The organism is Sphingobacterium sp. HMA12 (genome assembly GCF_002933815.1).
GTDB lineage: Bacteria > Bacteroidota > Bacteroidia > Sphingobacteriales > Sphingobacteriaceae > Sphingobacterium.
The window spans coordinates 2,836,872-2,859,813 of record NZ_BEYR01000001.1; the positions used below are offsets into that span (position 1 = coordinate 2,836,872).

Annotated in this window: 22 protein-coding genes; 10 read left to right on the plus strand and 12 right to left on the minus strand. The window is 39.7% G+C overall.

Features of this window, described 5'->3' with window-relative positions:
• Window positions 1-6 precede the first annotated feature (6 nt).
• The 3 genes from HMAT_RS12215 to HMAT_RS12225 all read right to left on the minus strand — a co-directional run bounded on the left by HMAT_RS12215 (window position 7) and on the right by HMAT_RS12225 (window position 2,557).
• Window positions 7-1,143, minus strand: coding sequence for an efflux RND transporter periplasmic adaptor subunit (locus tag HMAT_RS12215; RefSeq protein ID WP_104382959.1), 1,137 nt, complete (start codon window positions 1,141-1,143; stop codon window positions 7-9).
• Window positions 1,144-1,208: 65 nt separating this feature from the next.
• A complete protein-coding gene (locus HMAT_RS12220; protein WP_104382960.1) occupies window positions 1,209-1,736 on the minus strand; it encodes a DUF420 domain-containing protein in 528 nt (175 codons plus the stop codon).
• Window positions 1,737-1,969: 233 nt separating this feature from the next.
• Window positions 1,970-2,557: a TetR/AcrR family transcriptional regulator gene (locus HMAT_RS12225; protein WP_158655806.1), complete on the minus strand. Its 588-nt coding sequence runs from the start codon at window positions 2,555-2,557 to the stop codon at window positions 1,970-1,972.
• Window positions 2,558-2,900: 343 nt separating this feature from the next.
• On the opposite strand from HMAT_RS12225, the gene HMAT_RS27765 reads away from it, so the two are divergent.
• The 5 genes from HMAT_RS27765 to HMAT_RS12250 all read left to right on the plus strand — a co-directional run bounded on the left by HMAT_RS27765 (window position 2,901) and on the right by HMAT_RS12250 (window position 6,413).
• The gene (locus HMAT_RS27765; RefSeq protein ID WP_104382962.1) at window positions 2,901-3,281 is read left to right on the plus strand and encodes a rhodanese-like domain-containing protein; all 381 of its coding nucleotides are present in this window, start codon (window positions 2,901-2,903) and stop codon (window positions 3,279-3,281) included.
• Between the two features lie 35 nt (window positions 3,282-3,316).
• Window positions 3,317-3,778, plus strand: coding sequence for a hypothetical protein (locus HMAT_RS12235; protein ID WP_104382963.1), 462 nt, complete (start codon window positions 3,317-3,319; stop codon window positions 3,776-3,778).
• Window positions 3,779-3,815: 37 nt separating this feature from the next.
• On the plus strand, window positions 3,816-4,133 hold the full coding sequence (locus HMAT_RS12240; RefSeq protein ID WP_104382964.1) for a DUF3817 domain-containing protein: 318 nt from the start codon (window positions 3,816-3,818) through the stop codon (window positions 4,131-4,133).
• Window positions 4,130-5,191 carry a cytochrome-c peroxidase gene (locus HMAT_RS12245; RefSeq protein WP_104382965.1) on the plus strand — a complete coding sequence of 354 codons (1,062 nt, stop codon included), beginning with the start codon at window positions 4,130-4,132 and terminating at the stop codon, window positions 5,189-5,191. The genes HMAT_RS12240 and HMAT_RS12245 overlap by 4 nt, the downstream gene beginning before the upstream one ends.
• Before the next feature lie 772 nt (window positions 5,192-5,963).
• A complete protein-coding gene (locus tag HMAT_RS12250) occupies window positions 5,964-6,413 on the plus strand; it encodes a DUF1569 domain-containing protein (RefSeq protein ID WP_104382966.1) in 450 nt (149 codons plus the stop codon).
• 147 nt (window positions 6,414-6,560) lie between these two features.
• On the opposite strand, the gene HMAT_RS12255 is transcribed toward HMAT_RS12250, so the two are convergent.
• The 4 genes from HMAT_RS12255 to HMAT_RS12265 are packed head-to-tail and all read right to left on the minus strand — an operon-like array spanning window position 6,561 to window position 8,256.
• Window positions 6,561-7,004 (minus strand): tetratricopeptide repeat protein, encoded by a 444-nt coding sequence (locus HMAT_RS12255; protein WP_158655808.1) that lies wholly within the window; start codon window positions 7,002-7,004, stop codon window positions 6,561-6,563.
• Window positions 7,005-7,017: 13 nt separating this feature from the next.
• A complete protein-coding gene (locus tag HMAT_RS12260) occupies window positions 7,018-7,836 on the minus strand; it encodes a ZIP family metal transporter (RefSeq protein ID WP_104382968.1) in 819 nt (272 codons plus the stop codon).
• A 28-nt stretch (window positions 7,837-7,864) separates the two neighbouring features.
• Window positions 7,865-8,029: a hypothetical protein gene (locus tag HMAT_RS27055; RefSeq protein ID WP_158655809.1), complete on the minus strand. Its 165-nt coding sequence runs from the start codon at window positions 8,027-8,029 to the stop codon at window positions 7,865-7,867.
• Entirely contained in the window at window positions 8,017-8,256 is a 240-nt protein-coding gene (locus HMAT_RS12265; protein WP_104382969.1) for a hypothetical protein, read from the minus strand. Before HMAT_RS12265 ends, HMAT_RS27055 begins: the two co-directional genes overlap by 13 nt.
• 379 nt (window positions 8,257-8,635) lie before the next feature.
• On the opposite strand from HMAT_RS12265, the gene HMAT_RS12270 reads away from it, so the two are divergent.
• Window positions 8,636-8,890 (plus strand): metal-dependent transcriptional regulator, encoded by a 255-nt coding sequence (locus HMAT_RS12270; protein WP_233789219.1) that lies wholly within the window; start codon window positions 8,636-8,638, stop codon window positions 8,888-8,890.
• A gap of 70 nt (window positions 8,891-8,960) precedes the next feature.
• On the opposite strand, the gene HMAT_RS12275 is transcribed toward HMAT_RS12270, so the two are convergent.
• Window positions 8,961-9,437, minus strand: a complete 477-nt coding sequence (locus HMAT_RS12275; RefSeq protein WP_104382971.1) for a hypothetical protein — start codon at window positions 9,435-9,437, stop codon at window positions 8,961-8,963.
• Between the two features lie 692 nt (window positions 9,438-10,129).
• On the opposite strand from HMAT_RS12275, the gene HMAT_RS27435 reads away from it, so the two are divergent.
• From HMAT_RS27435 to HMAT_RS12295, 4 genes are all read left to right on the plus strand, one after another.
• The gene (locus tag HMAT_RS27435) at window positions 10,130-10,345 is read left to right on the plus strand and encodes a hypothetical protein (RefSeq protein ID WP_233789221.1); all 216 of its coding nucleotides are present in this window, start codon (window positions 10,130-10,132) and stop codon (window positions 10,343-10,345) included.
• 238 nt (window positions 10,346-10,583) lie between these two features.
• The gene (locus HMAT_RS12285; RefSeq protein WP_104383417.1) at window positions 10,584-11,045 is read left to right on the plus strand and encodes a VOC family protein; all 462 of its coding nucleotides are present in this window, start codon (window positions 10,584-10,586) and stop codon (window positions 11,043-11,045) included.
• 496 nt (window positions 11,046-11,541) lie between these two features.
• Window positions 11,542-13,965: a TonB-dependent receptor plug domain-containing protein gene (locus HMAT_RS12290; RefSeq protein WP_104382972.1), complete on the plus strand. Its 2,424-nt coding sequence runs from the start codon at window positions 11,542-11,544 to the stop codon at window positions 13,963-13,965.
• A gap of 18 nt (window positions 13,966-13,983) precedes the next feature.
• Window positions 13,984-15,216 (plus strand): DUF4374 domain-containing protein, encoded by a 1,233-nt coding sequence (locus HMAT_RS12295; RefSeq protein ID WP_104382973.1) that lies wholly within the window; start codon window positions 13,984-13,986, stop codon window positions 15,214-15,216.
• A gap of 177 nt (window positions 15,217-15,393) precedes the next feature.
• Here HMAT_RS12295 and HMAT_RS12300 read toward each other — a convergent pair whose 3' ends face one another.
• The 4 genes from HMAT_RS12300 to HMAT_RS12315 all read right to left on the minus strand — a co-directional run bounded on the left by HMAT_RS12300 (window position 15,394) and on the right by HMAT_RS12315 (window position 22,906).
• Complete coding sequence (locus HMAT_RS12300; protein WP_158655810.1) at window positions 15,394-16,461, minus strand: SGNH/GDSL hydrolase family protein; 1,068 nt, start codon at window positions 16,459-16,461, stop codon at window positions 15,394-15,396.
• Between the two features lie 154 nt (window positions 16,462-16,615).
• Window positions 16,616-17,497: an endonuclease/exonuclease/phosphatase family protein gene (locus tag HMAT_RS12305; RefSeq protein WP_104382975.1), complete on the minus strand. Its 882-nt coding sequence runs from the start codon at window positions 17,495-17,497 to the stop codon at window positions 16,616-16,618.
• An 11-nt stretch (window positions 17,498-17,508) separates the two neighbouring features.
• Window positions 17,509-19,260: a RagB/SusD family nutrient uptake outer membrane protein gene (locus HMAT_RS12310; protein WP_104382976.1), complete on the minus strand. Its 1,752-nt coding sequence runs from the start codon at window positions 19,258-19,260 to the stop codon at window positions 17,509-17,511.
• A gap of 31 nt (window positions 19,261-19,291) precedes the next feature.
• Window positions 19,292-22,906 carry a TonB-dependent receptor gene (locus HMAT_RS12315; RefSeq protein WP_104382977.1) on the minus strand — a complete coding sequence of 1,205 codons (3,615 nt, stop codon included), beginning with the start codon at window positions 22,904-22,906 and terminating at the stop codon, window positions 19,292-19,294.
• Window positions 22,907-22,942 lie beyond the last annotated feature (36 nt).

A 22,942-nucleotide genomic window follows, 5' to 3' on the forward strand; every position in this document is an offset into this window, starting at 1 on the left:
AGGTGACTAGTTGCTCGCCATTTTATCGGATGATATTTCGGGTTTAACAGCCATTCCATCTTTAAGGGACTCCAGCCCTTTTAAAATAAGTCTGTCCCCACTAGCCAGGCCGCTGGAGATGTAATAGCTGTTTCCGGCAGCTCCGGTAACCGTTAATGCGACCTGTCGGGTTTTGTTGTGCTGGTCAACGACATAGGCAAAGAGCTTGTCCTGCATTTCGAACGTCGCTGCCTGGGGTACAGCAACTACACCATGTTGCCTCAGGCCAAGTCTAATACGGCCAGAATTGCCGGAACGAAGTAAACCTTGCTTATTGGGAAAAGTAGCCCTTAGGGTGATTGCTCCTGTAGACCTGTCAAATGCTGCATCAACCATATCAAGTCTACCTGTTACGGGATAATCAGTTCCACCAGAAAGCACCAAATTTACCTCAGCGCTGTTCTTTAATTTTTCGTCGATTGAACGACCTTGAAGGCCATCTTTGAAGGCGACAAAATCAGCTTCTCCAACAGAAAAATAAGCGTGTACCTCCCTGTTGTCGGAAAGATAGGTCAATGACTGGGCATCGGAAGGAGCAACAAGACTGCCGGTTTTCTTTCCCAGACGGCCGATGTAACCACTTACAGGAGCTTTAATGGTGGTAAAGTTTAAGGTGATTTTGGCATTTTCTATTTTTGCCATCGCTTTTCGCTCCCCAGCTACCGCTGCATCATAACTAGCCTGTGCAGTTTTCAACTGATAGTTTGATACGACTCGATTATCCACGAGCGCTTTTAGCTTTTCGACCTCAATTTTTGCTGTCTGTACTTCTGCTTGCGCAATGGACAGTTGCGCTTTCGCATCGTTGTAGGCTTCTTGGTATGGGCGTGAATCGATCAGGAAGAGCGCTTTGCCCTTTTCAACATAGGCTCCTTCCTGAACCAAAACCTTTTCCAGGATCCCATTTACCTGAGGGCGTATTTCGACATCCGTAAGCCCTTCCAACTGTGCGGGATACTCTGTATAAACAACCGTATCGGTCTTGTTTAAAACCATTACGGGAACCTCAGGGATACTTAGCTCCTGAGCAGGTTGATGCCCAGATTTGCAGGAAGAAAATATGATAACTGGAATTGCTATTCCGAGTAACAGATTTTTTTTCATAAAATTTGATTTGATATTATTGAAATGTATGAGAATATGAGTGACTGTTGAGTTTCTTAAATTATTTAGTGCTGGTAGTACGGATTAATCAGTAAGTATACGACCACTCCAGTAAAACTAACATACAACCAGATCGGCATAGTCCACCGGGCAATCTTGCGGTGCTGACTAATTCGATTATTTAGCGCAAAAGCCAGGGCTAAAAGCCCAAGGGGTACAATAATAGCAGCCAGCACAACGTGCGTGAGCAAAATAAAGTAGTAAACCCCTCGCAATAGGCCATCGCCTTTATAGTTAGTAGAGGGCATGGAAAAATGATAGAGCAAATAAGAAAACAGGAATAAGGAGGTAAAGGAGAAGGCAAGAAATATGGAACTTCGATGCAGGAGTATGTTTTTACGACGAACGGCAAACAATGCAAATAACAACGCAAAGAACGTTAAACCATTTAAAATTGCATTGAGCATGGGCAGGTTGGAATAATCACAGCCTGCTACCAAGCTTACTTTGGGCAAGAAAAAAGTAAGCAGGATTAAACCATTTATAGCAATGGTGAGTATCCAGATAAGTAATATAGAATTTCTGTATGGCATTATTTTATAGATATTTTGGGATTGATGGGTGAGCTGGTATTAGTGCAAGCATAATTAAATGTTGACTCCAATAATTAAAACATACTATATGGTATGTTTTTGAATACAAATAGGATTTCATCGTAGGTAATATTTTTTTTAAACATACTAATCAGTATGTTTAAGTATGTAAAAAGTAGATTTTAAGAAACTAACCAAAACATACTATAAAGTATGTTTAAGTTTAAAAAAATTTAATTCAATGAATCAAGGTATTGTCGGAATTCGCTCAGGAATGATACATAATAGGGTTTTCCCAATAATTTACCCATATTTCTGACTCCATGGTATAATGTTATGATATGAAGCGCTATCTGTTTGGCATCATGCGAACGCGCTAACTGTCCTGTCTCCTGCCCTCGTATGATCTCAGCTTCGATCGCTCTCTCCCATTTATTCAACGATTTTTTCAATGCCAACCGAAATGCTTCATTCAGCGGTGCCATCTCCTGGATAAGATTTACAGCCGGACAACCATGCTCAACCGTCATAAACGGATGTTTAAAGAGAAGTTTATCCATCATTTTATAAATGTTATCTCTAAAATTTGAGCTTGATGACAATGAACTTTGAATGCCAGGCCAAATCTCCGTATGCATAGCTTCTTCTATCAACGCTATACCCATCTCTTCTTTATTTTTGAAATGATAGTAAAAGGCTCCTTTGGTCACTTGTGTTGTAGCCAAGATGTCATCAATACTGGTCGATTGAAAACCTTGCTTGTATATTAATTCCATCGCTCTTGTGAGAATATCAGATCTTGTTGCCTGCGCTTTTGACATAAACATACCAATTAGTATGTCGCAAATATACAGAGCAAATGCACTGCTTGTACACCTCGCTTGTCATTCTTAAGTAAAACTGAAAAATTAAAAGAAATAGTCACTTCACCACTATTACTGGGCTATTTAGCGCTAATTGTATATAAGATGTTTTTGACTGTAAAATGACCCTAACAAAATCGAAACACTAGATTCTTTTAATATGTTTGCAAACATACTACATAGTATGTTATTTTATTTCCATAACATTGAAGCAGTTTTTAAGTTAGAAATTTCATCATTTAAGCATTTAGACAAAAACATACTAGTTAGTACTTTTTTTTTATAATTCATTGTTTATAATATGATATACCGCGGTTTTTTTCTCCTATTATTTGTATCCATATTAAGCCTTTACAAATTATTTAGTTTATCAACAACTGATAGCACATTGGACCGCGTACTTCTTAGTAATCCCATCATACTAGACGTTCGCAGCCCCACAGAATTTGAAAAGGGGCATATAGTGGCTGCGATCAATATGCCGATAGACAGTATTGAATTTGTCTCCTTGAATCAATTCGATTCCACGCGTCCCATCATAACCTATTGTTCACACGGTGTGAGGAGCATCAGGGCTATAGGTTTATTGAAATCTAGAGGTTTAAAGCATGTTTACAATGGTGGATCCCGGGAAGATTTGGTCACACGACTAGAAGACCATAAACATCGGTCAGCAAAATAACGAGCTTTTATCTATTATCACTAAAAAAACATGTTATGTATTACTTTTTTCTTGTTTGTCATTCGGCTATTCGATGGCTTGTCTTAGGTAGTTTAATTTATGCCATATTCACTGCCTTGAGCGGATTGAGATTGAAAAAAAAATTTAGTCCCAAGACCAACGCCGTTCGTCACTGGACTGCAACCATTGCCCATATTCAGTTATTGATCGGAATGGCACTTTATATCCAAAGCCCTATTGTGCTGGCCAACACGAATGACGCATTGGATTCGATGACTAATCCGCATGTTTTCTTCAAATATGTCCATATTTCACTTGCAGTATTGGCAATCGTGTTGATTACTATCGGGTCAGCTAAGGCTAAACGGATACAAGATGATCAGGCCAAATATCGAACCATGTTATGCTGGTTTACCCTAGCATTATTTCTTATACTAATCGCAATTCCATGGCCGTTTTCCCCGCTGTCAGCACGCCCCTATCTACGCTCATTCTAAATCAATTTATTATACGCTACAAATTTTCAATGTACAAATGTTAAATCAAATTCTTAAAACACAGTTAGGCCGTCTGCGCCTGATCAGTTATCTGGAAGGTATTTCGCTACTTATCCTTGTCTTTATTGCGGTACCACTAAAATATTGGGGACAACAGCCCATGCTAGTTAAAGCGCTTGGACCGATTCATGGTATCCTCTTTTTATGGTTTGTTATATCAACCCTCAGTGTGGGGGTCGAAAGGCACTGGAAATTCAGGCAAACAACTTGGAAAGTATTGCTTGCTTGCCTTATCCCCTTCGGCACACTTTATATCGACAGACGTATTCTCAAACCTATCATGGAGGCGGAATGAATAAGAAAACGATAATCGTAGCTAGTATAGCGTTCATAAATCTGATCATTATTTTTGTGGGATACCATATCCGGCCTTCCACCTTAAATTATGACGCAGCGTTGGTAAAGCTAGACTTTACTGTACCAGCCAACTTTCCCCATCCTAATGCCGCATTTGATCAAAAACAGATAACCCCGGCTGGATTTCAACTTGGAAGGCTTCTCTTCTATGATCGGGTGCTCTCCCTAAACAATTCCATTTCATGTGCAAGCTGCCATCAGGCAGCTGCAGCTTTTTCAGACGAAAATAAGGCGTTGAGTCAAGGGATGAAACAATGTACCGGAACAAGAAATGCTCCGACATTATTTAATCTTGCCTGGCAAAAGGAATTTATGTGGGATGGACGCATCAAAGAATTGCAACTATCGTCTCACAACGCCATTACCAATCCTTGTGAAATCGCCAACAGCATGAAGGGCGCAGTTGACAAACTTCAGTCGAACAGCAATTATAAAGGATTTTTTAAAACTGCTTTTGGTTCAACAGCTATAGATTCGACAAAAGTGCTGAACGCACTTGCACAGTTCATGACTATGCTCGTGTCCGCAAATTCACGGTACGACAAATATACAAGGCATGAAAATGGTGGCATCTTTACGGATACGGAGAAACAGGGGTATACCTTATTTAAAAAAAATTGCAGCGTATGCCACCAGGAGCCATTATTCACAGATATGAGTTATCGTAATAATGGCCTAGACCTTATATCAAGAGATCCCGGAAAAAGTAGCTGGACGCATTTAGCAACTGATGTTGGAAAGTTTCGTGTGCCCTCACTCCGAAATATTGAAGTCACGGCGCCCTACATGCATGATGGGAGACTCGGGACACTGGAAGAGGTGCTAGACCATTATACAGCAGGCATAAAGCAGAATTCTAATCTGGATGGAGAGTTACAGCAAAATGGCAAAATAGGCATTACGCTTTCTGCCAGTGAAAAAAGCAAAATTATCGCATTTTTAAAAACGCTAACAGACAAGGAATTTTTAACTGATCCAAGATTTCAACGGCCATGAACAGGTATAATATTAGGATAAATATTCATAGGAATCATGCACAGCACCCTGCATTTCTCTATGTTTGAATTAAATGGAACTCATATCTTATCTATTTACGCACACCAATTGAACAATTTTAGCTTTTCAATCCATTAGTAGACAGGGTACAAATTGCCTTCTTCTTACCAAGAAATTAGCAAAATGGCAATTAAGCCTCCCATACAGCTAACAAGCAACAAGGCAAGCAGACAATAAAGAATGCAAGAAAAACAAAACTTAAAAAAACTGAACTCACCCCTTAACATTTGCATGATTCTTCTTTTCATAAGATGCTCATCCTATTTTGATCTCGTTGATGTCATCGTACTCATTGAACCATTTAATATAGGTATACCAAAAGAATGTATTGTCTTTTAAGTTTTTTTGTGTAATTTGTCTATTCATATTTAGCTAATGATATTTAAAATTGGTCCAACGAGCCGATTTATTTATATTACCTCCACTTCATCTCATATAGTTGAAATATCTTCTGGTTAAACCACCATAAATTTTAATATTTTATCCATCAAACTTGAGGTACTTCCGGCAGTTTGACCCAGGGCGAAAAATCCGTTTTCAGAATATCTCGTTCGAAAAATTATCCGGTATATTAGACTATCAACGAGATGCAATGCGTTAGATATGCAGTTCTATTTCTTATCCTATGCCAAGTCGATCGAAGAACAAATCTGTTAGATTTGTAAGACTGCAAATGATCAACATCCAGATAGAATAGATAAATGTTCCTAATATGAAATCAATATTTGAGAAAAACATAAGAGAAGCGGTCATCGAAAGAATTAATTTATTACACCAGGACAGCGATGCTCTTTGGGGAAAAATGACAGTAACACAAATGGTCAGGCATTGTATATTATGTGAACAATATTACCAAGGATCCATAAAGGTTAAGCGTTCATTTTTAGGGCGAATGTTTGGTCAAAATGCGATAAAGGGGATATTGAAAGATGAAACAACAAGTTTTGGCAAAAATGCATCCACATCCTCTGTATTTATCGTAAATGAAGACATACATGATTTAGAAATGGAGAAACGAAATTGGAAATTATTAATCGAGAAATATGAAACATTTGAAAAAGATACATTTGTACATTGGTTCTTTGGTAGAATGTCCAGAGCCCAATTAGGTCAGTTCATATACAAACATTGCAACCACCATTTAAAGCAGTTTGGAGCGTAACCCAAAAAGCCACGAAACCGCTACCCCCGAAAAGTCGAAGGAAGAATATACGCTCCATAGCATTTGTACTCTCCAGCAACGATATATTTGTCTCTGCACCATAAAATGCACAAATTCTTTGGCCTGCAGACAATTAATAATATATACTCACATTGCTCTAACTTCTTTCAACATCGCGAGAAGACTCTCATTATAGTCCTGAGACCCGCCATAAAGTTTCCCGAATGAAAGAAGTTCTGTAACTGCTCTTCCAAGTTCTTTTAAGATTTCTTCTTTTATTGAAGGATATTCATCTACTAAATGAAATAAGTAATAAATAACTCTCTTGAGCATCAGCTCAGCCTCCTCTAAATGGCCAAGAGCAATGTGGATATTGGAGAGGTTATTACACGAAATTATATATATCTGTATGCTTGGAATTGCGAGGTGTCTGCATTTTTCAGGTTGCTCATTTAAAGCTTCTGCTTTTGATAGAGCCTGCCGATATTGCGAGAGCGCACGATCATACTGTTTTTCTTCAAAGAATGTATTCGCGGAAAGCGTAAACTGCTTCCAGGTTGATTCAATAGCCACAAGTGATTTTTGATTCATTTTGTCTTTTCTCTTAAGCCAGTGCAACATCCAATACCATCATCAATATAAACCCCAATATAAATCCAGCTGTGGCCAAATCAGATCCTTTATTTTGCTGGGCCTCGGGAATTACTTCCTCCACGACGACAAAGATCATTGCTCCAGCTGCGAAAGCCAGAGCAAAAGGCAATATTGGAGTAAAAGTAGTTACCGCAATTGCACCGAGCATGCCTGCTACAGGCTCTACAATAGCGGATGATTGCCCATACATAAAACTTTTACGTCGGCTCATTCCCATCCGCCTGAGCGGCATTGCAACAGCAATACCTTCCGGAAAATTTTGAAGTCCAATACCGAATGCAAGCGCAACCGCTCCACCAACGGTTGCTTCGGGAATACCCGCAGCAACTCCACCAAAAAGTACACCGACGGCCAAACCTTCGGGGATATTGTGCATGGTAATAGCAAGAACCATTAGGGTCGTTTTTTGCCAAGGTGTTTTTACACCTTCTACCTGTTTAAAATTGGGATGCATATGCGGCAACAGCTTGTCCACTGCATAGAGAAAACCGGCTCCCACCAGAAAACCTACTGCCGCTGGAAAAACCTGCGCAAACCCCTCCCCCTGGCTCATATCAATCGCCGGAATAAGTAGACTCCATATACTGGCAGCAACCATAACTCCACCTGTAAATCCCAACATCACATCCATCACATTTCGGTTCAATTCTTTAAACAAAAAAACAAATGCGGCACCCAGCGCGGTGATCAGCCAGGTAAAAAGTGTAGCATACAGTGCCGCTAAAACGGGATCTATGGTTCCGAGATAGTCTATGATATCATTAAGCATAAAAATTCGATTTCAACATCATTATTTTTTAATTCAATTTCGCACGTAATATCTTGATACCACGTTTCAGTTCCTTTATCTGCCTAAGCAAACGTGTTGCCTTGGGCATATTGTTCCTCAATAGATCCCCATCCCTGATTTCTTGCTCCAAGGATTTACGTGTATACTCCAAGAGTGTGATTACATATTCCATAGTTTGGTATTAATTTGTATCGGATTATCCAATTTGAAAATTTTCTTCATCGTACCTGACACCACGACTTCGTCCAGGCTGTTGTACGGATTATTGAACTGTTTGATATCCTGTCTTTCATTCGCCCGGTCAATCTTGACTGCTCGGCTAAAAATCCCATACCTCACAAAAGTAGCCTCGAGCTGATAAGTATCAAACGGCACTGATTGCAAGATATAATTTGGCAAGACTGTTAGACTTAGTGTAAATTTTTAACTGGGGAAAGAATACTGTGGCGGCAGGCAGGGCTTTACTGTCAACGTCGATAATTTTCCCATGTAGCGTTCCCGTTTACGTGTAAACAGCTATCGATGCGATCCCTAAAACAGCCGTAAGAAAAAATTGTTTTGATCTAACATCTACCATTGCAACTTCAAATTTATAAAAACAAAACTACAAAGTTAGAATCAACTAACAAAATTATTTGTATACTTTTTTTTAGTATGACCTAACAATCTTATATTTGATTCATGATCTCATATACAGAAGAGAACTATTTAAAAGTGCTGTTTGCCCTGACCCAGTAAAAGGGTGTTGCGACGGCAAATGCCCACTGTAAACAGTATAATGAAACGACTTGCAGAGAAGGGGCTTATTGTTTATGAAAGTTATAAATTGATAAGGTTAACCGAAAGTACACAAAAAGAAGCTGCCTTTGTCATTCGAAAACATCAATTGACTGAAGTGTATTTCGCTGCAAAAATGGGATTCCGATGGGAAGCGGTACATGCTACCAGTCATTGCTCCACATACTTTCCTAATCGTAGTCTAGCTTTAATTTCATCTTCATTCAAATACCGAGGCATAAATAAAACGAAATAAATATATGAATTTAGTAAATTATATTATGGAAAAGAGATAGCCTAGCAGTTGCGATCGGTGATGGACGCTGCTACTTTAAGTTATCGTTTATACTGATTTCTATTGGGATATCAAAAAGCTTTTCAGGTCCTTGATCAATTTGTAATTTGAGCTGGACCGAACCTTTTAATTTAGAAAAAAATTGTCTCGTTTGTATCGTTATACCCACATTTTGACAGAGTTTATGATCATGGTCCCAAAGACCAAAACGTTGCAGATACAATGGATTTTGAACGGTATCCAGCAAGCTCACTTCTTCGTTTTTTTCATTCCTAAGTTCAACACGTGTGAGCGTGCAATGTATTTCGTCCGCTAAATCCGTTGCGAAGCTGCCTGGCTGCTTAGAAGCGAGTTCCATGGCCTTAGTTTCCGCTGGAGTCAATGGATAATAGCTCGCCAATAAAAACTGATTGGCCGGAACACGCTTTGCTTCGGTGAGATCGGTAATGCTAGGGTGCATGTGACTACCTAACGCATCCAAAACAGTTTGCTGTTCCGATACACTCATCCTATCAGGCTTATGTTTCGAATCGTTGTGACAATTTGAAAATAAAATCGCGGAAACTAATATTGAAAACAGTCTATTCATTATCTATTATTCATTAATGGGCTAAATTCAGTTTCGGTCATCTGCCAATCATATATAAGTTGGGAGTAAAACTAATTTGTCTCGAAAATCAAATACTCATCAGGTAGTTCTACAGCCGTCTTTTGCGACCCAGATCGTAGGTAAATCAAGTAGTTATACATTGTTCTCAATTTGATTACATTGTTTATGATTTCATCGATAAGCTCTATGCTGCAATCCGAAGCATCCTTTTCACTAAAATAAGTACATTTTAAGCATTATTGTCCGAGCAGTTTACAATTCGCTGGGACTAGTTTATTATTTGTTGAGCGTAAACCTATAAGCGCTCTATTTAAATGTTTATTACTTTCAAAAGATCTTGCTTTAAAGCATATACATTCCCTCCATGCCTGCATAACAGTTTCCCCCCTCTTCTTATCCATATACCTATATAACAGGAATGAAGGACTTCGATTAGCTTTGTTTTTAACAGATTGCATTTTCTGCTTTAAACTATCACTCTAACGATTTCTGCAGTCCCCCTTTAATGGTTAAAAATAAAGAACTTAAGTTAATTTAATTTATATAGGCGCCGGAACAAGCGGCCGGCTTGGCATCTTAAATGCATCGGAATGCCCGCCGACATTCACTGTCTCCAGCGATATCATTGTCGGACCATTGCCAGTGGAGACACTGCTATAAAACATGCGATCGAAAATGCGGAAGATAACAAGAGTGCCGCGCGAAAAAGCCCAAAAGAAATAAACGTTTCGGAGGCCGATTTTATAATCGCTGGACGTTGGCTTGCAAATAAAATCGGTAAGATACATGACGTACAAACGGTATAACACCCACCACCTAGTATTTATCTGTTTGGTAATTTAATAATCTCTCGCTAGATCTGTTTTTATTATAGCAATACGCTTTTCCTGCGATTTTATTTCTTATCCTACGCCAAGTTAATCTAGGAATAAATCTTTTAGCTTTGTAAGACTGCAAATGATCAAAACTCAGATAGGGTGTAATAGAGGAGCATCAATTGTAGGCTATACTGAAAAAGAAAAAAATAACCAAAATATAAAAGCTATGCAAAAGATAATTCCAAACCTTTGGTTTGATAGCAACGCACAGGAAGCCGCAGAATTTTACTTGTCGGTTTTCAAAGATGGAAAAATAATCAATATTACGTATTACCCGAATTCAGAAGCCGAAGGACTGGCTGATTTCCAGAAGGATTTCGCTGGAAAAGTGCTTACCATTGAGTTTGAAATCCTGGGAATGCGTTTGATCGGGATCAATGCCGGACCGATATTCAAATTTAACGAAGCTATTTCTTTGATGATCCCCTGCAAAGACCAGACTGAAATAGACTACTATTGGGAAGCGCTTACATCTGGCGGAGGACAAGAGAGCGTTTGTGGATGGCTGAAAGACAAATACGGATTAAGCTGGCAGGTTTGTCCAGAAAATTGGGACGAACTCAACAAAAGACCCGGCGCATTCAAAAAAATGATGGGAATGAAAAAAATCATTATTGCTGATTTCTAAAAACAAGAAAAGACAAAGTCCATCTTCCAGCACTCGTATAACGATCCTTGCTATGCCATGGTGCGCACTTGCCGCCGATTTGCCTTTTATAAGAAGACAAAAGGGTACCTATGCTGGTTTGGGCTTAGTTACGCTGTAAACTAATGTTCAAGTATCGAAAAACCAATAACAGCGACATCTAAGGCAGCATTGACAGAATAACTACCCCAGCCCAATGCATACTTTGGTCCTCACCTGGAAAATCTGTTTTATTAAATGAATCATCGCTGTCTCCGAAACAAAATATCTTAGGTAGCTCTAATCAATCCCGATTTGAGCCAAGCGGTTTTAATTTGCTCCACAGCATCTCTAGCGCAAGTTAACCTACAATTTTCCTAGCCATCAGCTCTGATAAGCACCACGCTGAAATTCAATAATAAATATTTTCTTGTAATAATTTGCATAAGCAATTCCTTTCTCTTTATATTTGACTACAATTTTTAATCAATCTAAATAAATGAATTTATATAATTATTTAACACTTGTTAGAGGGTATATCAACTATATTTTAACAGCAATCATTGTTGTATGCTCATTTAGCCTTCCAGCATTCTCTCAGTCTACAAATTTCAAAACGACATTGAAAGCTCTGGTTGTTGACGAAAGCAACAGTCCTTTAGCAAATGCGACAGTTATGATCAACGGGAAAAATGTGGGTACAACAGACGCAAAAGGGCAGTTTAACATTTCTATTCCTAAAAACGGTACGTTCAGCCTGCGCATTTCTTCTATTGGAAAAAAAATCTTAACAGACAAAATTTCAAGCAACGAACTGGCCGGAGGGACCAAAGTGTTTATGCTTCAGGAGCAAATCAATACACTAGAAGCAATTGAAATATTAGGATTGAGTAAAGTAGACGAAGTCAATAAGCAGTCTTTCAACGTAACCGCATTGGACGCGACCAAATTGCACAACACATCCATGGATGTAGGGCAATTGATCAACCGTGTTTCGGGCGTCCGTGTCCGTGAGTCTGGTGGTATGGGATCACAGACAGCAATAAGTCTCAATGGATTTACGGGCAATCAGGTAAAACTATTTCTTGACGGACTCCCTATTGACAATTACGGCAGTTCATTCCAGATAAACAATATTCCGATCAATTATATCAATCAAATTGAAGTTTACAAGGGTGTTGTACCGGTATGGCTGGGTGGCGACGCATTGGGCGGAGCAATTAATCTAGTAAAGAATACAAAAGCTGGTAATTTTATAGATGCTTCGTATTCGCTGGGATCTTTCAATACGCACCGCGCTAACGTAAATCTGGGATATATCGCTAAAAATGGATTCACAGTAGAACTAAATGCGTATAAAAATTATTCCAAAAATAATTATTGGGTTGACATCAATGTCGTACCTGATATCGAAACTGGGGTAACTGTGGCAGACCGCGTAAGACGCTTCCACGATCAATATGACAACCAAATGCTGGGCCTGAATGTCGGCTTGAGCAACAAAAAGTGGGCTGATCAATTTCTTGTTGGCCTACAGTTGGGTGATAATCATGCGGACATACAAACTGGTAATCGTATGGATGATGTGTTTGGAGCACGCTTTAGGGAGGGTACCATTGTACTGCCATCCGTGTACTATAAAAAAGATAACTTTTTGATAGAGGGATTGGATCTCAGCTTACGTGGAAGCTTTAATCTGGGCAAGGAAAAAAATGTAGATACGGTATACAGACAATTCAACTGGTACGGAGAAAGTATCCCTAAAGGCCGAAATTCATGGGACGCGGGCGGAGAGGTATCCAAAGAATTATACACTTATAAAAACAATAATGGCAATGCTGCCCTTAACGTGAAGTACGCCATCAATCCGACCAATACGCTCTACCTCAATAATACCTTTACTTCTAATAACCGAAAAGGGGAAAATATATTGCAACCTGACAATGATTTTTATAAACAACCAAAAAAACTACAAAAAAATATAACAGGGCTCGCCTTAGGAAATGCCGATATCAAGCACATGGTCAACCAGATTTTCGTTAAATATTACGCGCAACATGTACACGCTTATCAGGTAAACAATAGCATATATAGTAACTATGAAGACCAGCAAAATATGCTGGGTTATGGATTAGCCTCTTCATATGCGTTGGACAACAATTCACAAATCAAGTTTTCCTATGAGAAAACGTATCGTATGCCTACGGTAGATGAACTTTTTGGTGATGTGATCAACCTCACGGCTAACCCGCAACTAAAACCGGAATCTTCGCACAACTTCAACCTAAACATTAATCATACTTTTCTGTGGAATGAAAAGAATGCACTCGCTGTCGGCGTTGATGGCATATACCGTCAGGCCAAAGACTTTATCCGCTATGTAAATTCAGCGTCCAATAATAATGGAAATATGACGCAGATGGCACAAAATCAGCGCGATGTCAATAACCTCGGGGGCGATCTCGAAATTCACTATGCATATGACCAAAGATTTAATATCCGTGGGAGCTTAACTTATCAAAATCTTCGCAATAACACAAAATATGAGACAAGTACAACTGATGTCAGCATATTCTATAAGGACCGTCTGCCTAATATCCCCTACCTATTTGGACATGGTGACATCTCCTATGAGTGGCGGAATGTGTTATTCCCAAACAGTAGTCTGAAGGTAGGAACCTATGTTTATTATGTGCATGACTATTTCCTAAGATGGCCCTCGGCTGGTACAACCAGTACAAAAGAAACTATTCCAGAGCAACTTTCTTATGATGCCAGCATCGTGTACTCATTTGCCCACGGTAAATATAATATTGGTATTGATGGTAGAAACCTCACGGACGCTTTACTTTATGATAATTATATGCTACAGAAGCCAAGCCGCAACTTTAGCGTCAAATTCAGATATACAATTTCAAAATAATATACACTCAACAAAATCATGAACTTAAAATTCTATACAAAAATTGCATTTCTAGGAATTGCGATCTCCAGTTTATCTGCTTGCAGTAAAAGCAAAGACGATTCTGCTCCAATAGTAAATGGGAGCGGAGAAAAATTCGTATTTGTTGCTTATTCTGATGGTACAGCTGGAGAAGCTGCCAATTATATTATCACTGCTGATGATCTCAGTAAAGGCGAAATTTCCATCAAGAACAATGGCGTCGAAACCAGTGCATATTCTTTTCTGGTACAGAACAATACACTCTTTGGCATTACGTATGCCAATTATGGTCCAACACAAGCTTTTAAACTTAATAGTACGGGAAAGATGGAGAAAGCCGGAACCCAGGTAAATACTGAATTTACCGGAGCTTATACACCAATCAATAACGATGCTTATGTGGGCGTATCTCTTTCTGGTGGCATTGAGAACCCTGAAGCGACTCTGTATAAATATGATGCAAAAAATTTCAAAGTATCCCTACGTAAACCTTTTAGTCTAGACCTTTTCAAAACTGGGGAATTTGCCAATTACAATGCCGTAAAGGAAATCGGCGACAAGCTTTATATGCCTCTTAATTCGGCTACGGGGATTACCGGTAAAAGTACAGCTTATATCGACAGTGCATGGATCGCTGTATTTGATAAATCTACTTTAGCTTACAAAAAATTAATCCGCGACGGTAGAATAGGTTCTATCGGAAACTGGTTCGGCATGCAAGGCGTAGAAAAAATTTCCACCGGTGATGTATACGCCTGGTCTACTTCGGGAAATGCGCTGAATAAAGCGCTCACACCAAAAAACCACTCTGGAATTATCAAGATAAATCCATCAACTGATGAAGTCGATAAAACTTACTTCTTTGATGTCGAAGCTGCCTCAGGACATAAAATCGCACGCGGTACTTATCTTAAAGAAGGTAAATTCCTCATGACCATGTACCAAACAAGCGAGGTCGGTGGTGTATCTGGCGGAATTGTCAATTTGGCAATCATTGATGTTATTAACAAAACGTACACTGCTGTAAATGGTATTCCAAATCACGCACAAATGCCTTATGATAACAAGACTTACGTGGACAGCCAGGGAAATATAGCTTACTATGTGATGAAAAATAACGAAGGTAACTTCTATGTTTATAAAGTTGACGTCGATAAAGCAACTGCTATGCAGGGAGCTCGCTTTATTGGTGTCTCAAATATCACTGCCATATCCAAGTTAACATACTAATCTAAAAATCCAATTTTCATATTCATATCCTAAGTAAATATGGATTAACTAGAAAAGCACCTAAACAGGTGCTTTTCTAGTTGATGGCAATCTATTCAACTGCCACATTCAATAATGGTATTGTCAGCCTCAACAAACCCAAGACTCTTTTCTTTTGCTTCCATCCTTATGCGATCGTTAAAGAATAGTCTCTACTTTAGCGCCAATTATTTTTAGCATCCTTTCAAATCCTACATCTGTTGGGTGAGTACCATCCACCGTTCCTTCGGAGTCGTCACCTATCAAATGATCGGTTGGTAAATAATATAAATCTTTATATCCCGCCTGTTGCAGTCTTTCATATTGCTGCCTAAAATTATTATTTTGCGCTATCAATCGGGCACTCCATTTAAGATTATAGTTACCTACCTGACGTGTAATACTTTCTATGAGCAATATGGGTACCTTCGGATGAGATTTACGAAGCCGCGCTACGAAATTAAAGGTCCTTTCTTTCACCTCCTCCGGACTGCTATTTGGAACACAATCCATGATAATCAAATCTATGGGACCAATATCGCTGAGCATATCAGCTACCGCGGACTCCATGCGGGCATTGCCACTGACTCCCATGTTAAGCACATTGGCGTTCAACCTACGCCCTAATTGAGCGGGATAAGCCAAGCCCGGGCGGCTTGCAGAAGCGCCATGGACGATACTGGAGCCGTAAACCACCACCGTTTTATTAAATGATTGCCTAGTGGCTACAAAGGATGCTCTCTCATCAATAATCACGTCAAAATCCACTAATTCTTTGTATAAAGGAAAATAAAGAAGAAATTCTTTTTCGGTTTTAGCCATATCTTCGACCAATATAGCCTTACTTTCTGTGCTCTTGAGATCGGGACGAGCCACCCCCGCAAAACGCCAGCCGTTTGCTTCTCTTACATATACATCAAATCCCCGTGACATAATCGGAGTCGAATTATTGCCCAGTTCAGCATCGACAGTCTTCCATCTCAGGGATAATTTGCTGGTATTACTCTTAAAAGTAACAAACATTCCAGTAGAATGTGTATACAATTTCTTTACGGCGGCAGGAAGATCTTTATACTTTAATGTATCTACCCGGTAAAATTTGGGGGTATTTTCAAAAGGCCTCCCTTGAATCTCAAATTTAGAAGCAGGAACAATTTGTTGTGCATAAATAGAGAATGAACCACAGATAAGGATGAGTAAAATAAAAGTACTGATCTTTTTTTTCATTGCAATTAAATTTAGATGAACAGAAATCATAATTGGTTTAATCATTGCCGTATCTACTCTTGACACGGTTGTCTTCAAAAAATTGGATAATACGTCGATCAACTTTTTGATCGCACAAGATAATAAAATCCGCTCCTTATGGGAGCGGATTTTATTATTTACTGAGCTTAAGCTCTATAAATGTTGGGTAATGATCAGAAATATAATGTGTATATTCATTCTTGATAATACCACTTTTGGTAACCCGTGATGCTGCTACTGAATTGGCCCAAATAAAATCAATACGTTTGGGATGACCGGTATTATATTGCTTTATATTTCCATTACCATCCTTAAAGGTCGGAACAGAACTTTCAAACTCCTTATTTAACAAACGATAAGTATCCTGAAATCCTGCTTCATGCAATTTACCCAGTACAGAATAATCAATAGCTCCATTGCGCAAGTTACGGATGTGATCATGTTTTTGCTCACTTTGCTGCATAGCGTTCAAAACCTCCTTTCCATATTTGTCCTTGTCCGAAATATCCAGGGAATTAAAGTCACCCATGATCAGTATAGGTTCGTTATCAGGGATCTCATTGACTTGTGCCAAAATATCAGTTACTTCCTTCAATCGCTTCTCATAACTAAATGGCGAAAAATGAATGACAAAAAAGTGTACGCCTTTGATCTTCGCATAGATGTAGCTATGCCACATATTTTCAGTGATTTTCCTAAAATTGACCAGAGGATATTTCGAAGTAATTGCTACTGGAAATCCCTCTTCTTTAGATTGAAGAACATAGTCGTGACCGATCTGATTTCCTAATTGTTCTAACGTCTTTTGCGTATATCCATTCATTTCTTCGAGTGCTATCACATCTGGCTTCCAATCTTTTGTAAAGTTTACAAACCGATCTATATTGATCGAATCTTTCTTTAATCCATAAAGCACATTATACGATACAATCTTTAATGTTTCTTGCGCATATGCTACGTTCAAATTTACAGCCATGATGATGGCAATAACAATCGTATTTTTATAATTTTTCATTTTCTTATTTTTTAAGTACCTGATCTGTCCCAACCTTTATTTTGTTCGAGCTTGGGATTTAACTGAAGTTCTTGTGTCGGGATTGGATAGTAGTAATCTTTTTCCTCTGTCCATTTTTTAAGGATGTCCGGCAAATTGACAATACGGCCTCCGCTTTTTCCATTTTCTAAAACGAGTTCACCTAGTTTCTGATATTGGACACCGGGCTTTTTGACCGGTGCAGTGCCTTCATAGATAACAAGATCTAATTTACCATCCTGATCTAGATCATATTCGCCCGCTCCCGGAAAATACATTCCATAAAAAGGCTTGGCAACTTTCGCTCCTTCTTTCCATCGCAAAAGATCATCGTAACGTAGTCCTTCTTTGACCAGCTCGATACGGCGCTCTCGTCGGATTTCCAATATCGCCCCCGTCTGACCGCTCTTGCTTACATTGGGATAGGTAGCCAAAAGATATGGATCAACTTTGGAGTCGGCATCGGCCAATATCATATTGGGCATATTAACACGATCTCGAAGCAACTTAATGGATCTATCGATATCGTTCTGGCTGATCGTACCCAATTCGGCCTTTGCTTCAGCATAGTTAAGCAGTACCTCTGCATAACGGATTATAGGCATATCATTGGTGCTTTGACCTGCATCAAAGGCTGGTGAAAGAATATACTTTATATATTGATAACCTGTTACTGATGTTGCAAAATCAGGGACTGAGGTGGTATTCGCACCGATACGTTTGTAACCTGGTGTGCGAATGGTTTGTGATAGCCGTGGGTCACGGTCCTGCGTTTCTTCGTAAAACGATAGTTTATCAAAGTTGGGCTTGTCGGTAAATCGGCTTCCATCTTTCATCAGGTAATTATTCACAAGTTCTTTAACCATCCCTGGGCGTCCATAGGAAGCGGACAGAATATAGAAATTTGCAGAATGTACAAAAGGAACAGATGCGTTATACTGCCGCGACAAAATCATTTCCGAGGGATTGGCATCTTCAGCAATGAAAAGCTCCTGATAGGCCTTACTTGGGTCACTTTTATAAATACTGTAGGTATTGGACTTCATCAACTCGTCGGCAGCAGCCACACTTTGCTGAAGAATATCTTCCCAATCGCCCAAGCCATGGTATTTGCGAAATGTCCCTTCAAATAAACACATGCGGGATTTAAAAGCCAATGCGGTCCACTTGCTGATCAACTGAGCGCTTTTAGTTGTGCTACAGTTGGTTATAGCAAAATCAAGATCTTCAAGTATTTTAGCAAACACAACTTTACGGGAATCCTTAGGTTTGAACATAGCAGGATCATCCAGTTGATTTACGTTGTCGTACCAAGGTACATCGCCAAAGCGTACGATCTTGTCATAATAGAAATATGCACGAAAAAATCTGGCAATACCATCATACTGTAGGCGTGCTGCCTCATCTGCGCATTTATGCGAATTTTCAAGATAGAAATTTATACGACGGAGGGATGTCCATGTCCACCCTCCCCCGCTAGCTGGCGTTGTACGGGTCCCCTGAAATTCAGAAGCCAGCGTATTTCGGGCCTCGTCATCACCCTGCCCCGGCGTATTGTAATGTATAGCGAGCGCATCAGGAAGATCTGCATAAAAAGCATTGGTAAAGGTTTGTAACTCAGACGCGGTCCGAAAATAGTTTTCAGGTGCCAGCTCGGCTATGGGGTATCGCTCCAGATAATCGTTGTTGCAAGAACTAACTGCAAGTCCAATAATGAGCGTAAAAATATTGATGTTTCTTTTCATGATTTTTCATTTTAAAATTTACACGCACAAACTAAAAAGACAATTGAGCGCCAAAAGAATAGACACGACCTACAGGATAACTCCTGCCGGTATTATCGCTCATTACTTGTTCGGGATCAATATAATCGGTCTTTAACTTCGTCCAGGTATGGAGGTTTTCTCCACTGAAGAATAAACGTAGCTTATTGATCTTTGCCTTCTGGGTAAGTGCCACAGGAAATGTATAACCTACAGTCAGATTACGCAGTTTTAGGTAGGCTATATCTTGCATGTACATGTCATTAGCGACAGAAAGTTCAGAGTTTTGCGCTGTATAGCCGCGTAAAAAAGGGAAATAAGCATCTGGATTTTCCGCCGACCATATTTTATCCTGAAAATTGGACGGAATAAATGAATCGTATGGTCTCGCATAGACAGACCAAAAAGCTTGCGCCTCCAGATTAGGATACCAATTTTGCTTCCCTATACCCTGAAAAAAGACAGACAGGTCAATACCATTCCAATTCGCTCCTAGATTTAACCCATAAGAGTAACGTGGCTGATCGTTACCGATGATCGTGCGATCGCCGGGATTGGCAAGTGTATTGTCTCCGGCATCAATAATGCCATCGCCATTGAGATCCAATATTTTGATGTCCCCTGCTTGAAGCATACGTAGGTCTGCCGTGGGAGCCTGCACACGACGCCTATTGATCTGATCTTGATTGACCTGCTTAGCATATTCCTGTGCTTCTTCGGTTGTCTTAAAAAATCCGTCGTAATGATAACCCCATATCTCCCCTAGTTTTTGTCCTGTATAATAATTGTTCAATAGTCCGGCGTCATTGGCAAACTTGGTAATTTCAGCTTGATAATCAGACAGCATTGCTCGTACAGAATAATTAAAAGGTTTTCCGCCGACATCAAAATGGTCTCTCCATAACAGGGAAAGTTCAAAGCCTTTGGTCTTTAAATCGGCAGCATTCTCTTTTGGCTCGGAAGCGCCAAATACCGCAGGCTGGGTTTTGCCTTTGCTCAGCATCCCCTTGGTCTGCCGGATGTAAAAATCAGATTGAAAATCAAGTTTATTGTTGAACAGGCTAAAGTCAAGGCCTAGGTTACTGGTCGTGATTTTCTCCCAGGTCAATGTCGGTGCTACCGGAGCGGGACTATTGGCGACGTTCAATTTCTGACCATTAACTAAATAAGAAATCTGCCCCGTACCCATAGATGAAATATAAGCATAGGTATCCACCTCCTGGTTACCAAGGGAACCATACGAATATCTGATCTTCAGATTATTGACCTTATCCTTTAGCGGAGCAAAGAATTTCTCTTCGCTGATGCGCCAACCTGCAGAAAAGGATGGAAAGAATCCAAAACGGCTATGCTTCGGAAAACGTGATGTACCATCGTACCGTCCACTGACTTCCAGTAAATATTTACCCTTATAATCGTAATTCGCACGATAAAATCCACCACGGACGGCCCACTCGTCGCCTCCAGCCTCAAACTGCTTCTCTCCGATGACCAAGTCAAGATCATTTAAATTTTCAGACAATAGATCCTGACCGATTCCTCCAATGCGCTTATAAAAACGATCTTCTTGATTAAAACCGCCCATCACAGTAACGTGGTGATCGCCAAAATCCTTTTGGTAAGTAGCAAAAACATTGATAAAATGCCAAGCATATTTACCCATATTTTCGCGCAGTTTATCTTGGTTTAACGCTCCGAGTGAAGACAATTCGAGCTGTCCTGGATATTTCGAATAGTACTGTTTGGTCTGTCGATAAGAATAGTCAGAACGATATTCACGATACGAATAGTTACCTGTCAGTGAAAGCCCTTTTCCTAATTTCAAAACCGCTTCTGTCATATTGGTAAATTCTGTACCACGGGTATACCCACGCATCGTACCACTTTCGAGTGCATTGTGCAGGCCGTAACCAATGGGGTAGCTATTGATACCCGAATAACCAGTAAGTGTGCCATCCGGATTTCGTGGCACGTACATCGCATGATAATGGTAAGTAGGACTATTGCTTACGTTGTTGGCAACTGTATTGAAATTATTTTCCAATCCGGCCCAATCATAGGTAGATTTGAAAAAATGTGTGTTATTGCTGATGGTCAGCCAGCTCCGGATATCTGACGCAATATTTGCCCGGAGATTGTAACGTCCAAATTTATCCGGATCAATATTAAATATCCCCTGTTCACTCGCTTTGGAACCAGATAACGCATAACGCGTATTGCCCGAAGATCCGGAAAAAGAAAGATTATGCTCGTTTTTTGGTCTTGTCTTTTTGTAAAAATAATTGAACCAATCAAAATTGGCATAGTACCGATAGATATCATTGCCACTCGCATCTTTCTTAATCACAACCCAGGGTCTGTCAGGATTTTCGGTCTTATCGTTAACACGTGCTAGCAATTCTTCATAATCTTCATCCGTATAGCGTGTGGTCCGATACCCCAATGCATTGTACATGGCATCATCATTGATCTTAGCATTCCAATAACCACTGGTTATAAAATCAGTGTTCGTGGCATGAGTGGTGAAACCAATATTGTTATTATATTCAATGGAGGTCTTTCCATTTTTACCACCTTTTTTGGTTGTGACCAATACGACACCAAAAGCACCACGCGCACCATAGACAGCAGCGGCTGAAGCATCCTTGAGCACTGTAACAGATTCTACGTCATTGGGATTGATACGGTCCAATGTTCCCAAGATACCATCGATCAAGATCAAAGGACCACCGCCGTTGATCGATGTATTACCACGTACATTGACCGAACCGCTAGTACCAGGTTTTCCTGACCCAAAGACAATGTTCAGATTGGGAATATTACCCTGAAGGGCCTGCGTAAGCTGTGTAACCGGACGATCTTCAAATTCTTTTCCCGATATCTGACTGACAGCTCCTGTTAGATTAACTTTCTTTTGCTCACCGTAACCTACTACCACAACCTCGTCCATCGCTGTGATAGCCATATCAAGGCTAACCTGAATCTTACTTTGTCCATTCACATCCACTTCTTTGGACTGGTAGCCAAGCATGGAACATATAAGCCGATCATTATTTGTTTTAAGATTGATCTCAAATCTGCCATTTTCGTCAGTAGTTGTTCTATTTTGAGTTCCTTTCTCCGTTATTGTAACATTGCCTACTGGATTGCCCTTCGAATCTACAACCTTTCCCTCTACGCTGCGCTGTTGGAGCGCAACAGTATGATTGAGGCCTGCAATATATCGATTCAATGGGGTTGCTGTTGGTGTAGAAGCTGACTTGCTTAATACGACATTGTTGTCCATAATCTTATAGACAATCTGATAGTTTGCGAGAAGGTCTTTCAATGCATATTCGAAAGGTACATTCTTGTAGTTGACATCAATGCGTTTGGCATCGTTTAGCAGAGCGGCTTTATACAGAATATTGAAACCGCTCTGCTCTTCAAAAACCTTTAATATGGTTTCGAGTTTAGCATTTTTCTTTTGGAAATTGACTCCTTGTCCAAATGTAATTGCACTCAACTGGAGGTTAGAGGCCAGCAACAAGGGAATCGCTAATGACATTTTCATAGCAAATTCTTTTTTGGTAGAGATCGTACTTTTAGGCATAGGATCTCCATACCGTTTTTTTTTGTACTTTTGCATACGGTTGTAATGGTTTTTAAGTCTATTAAATCTTTT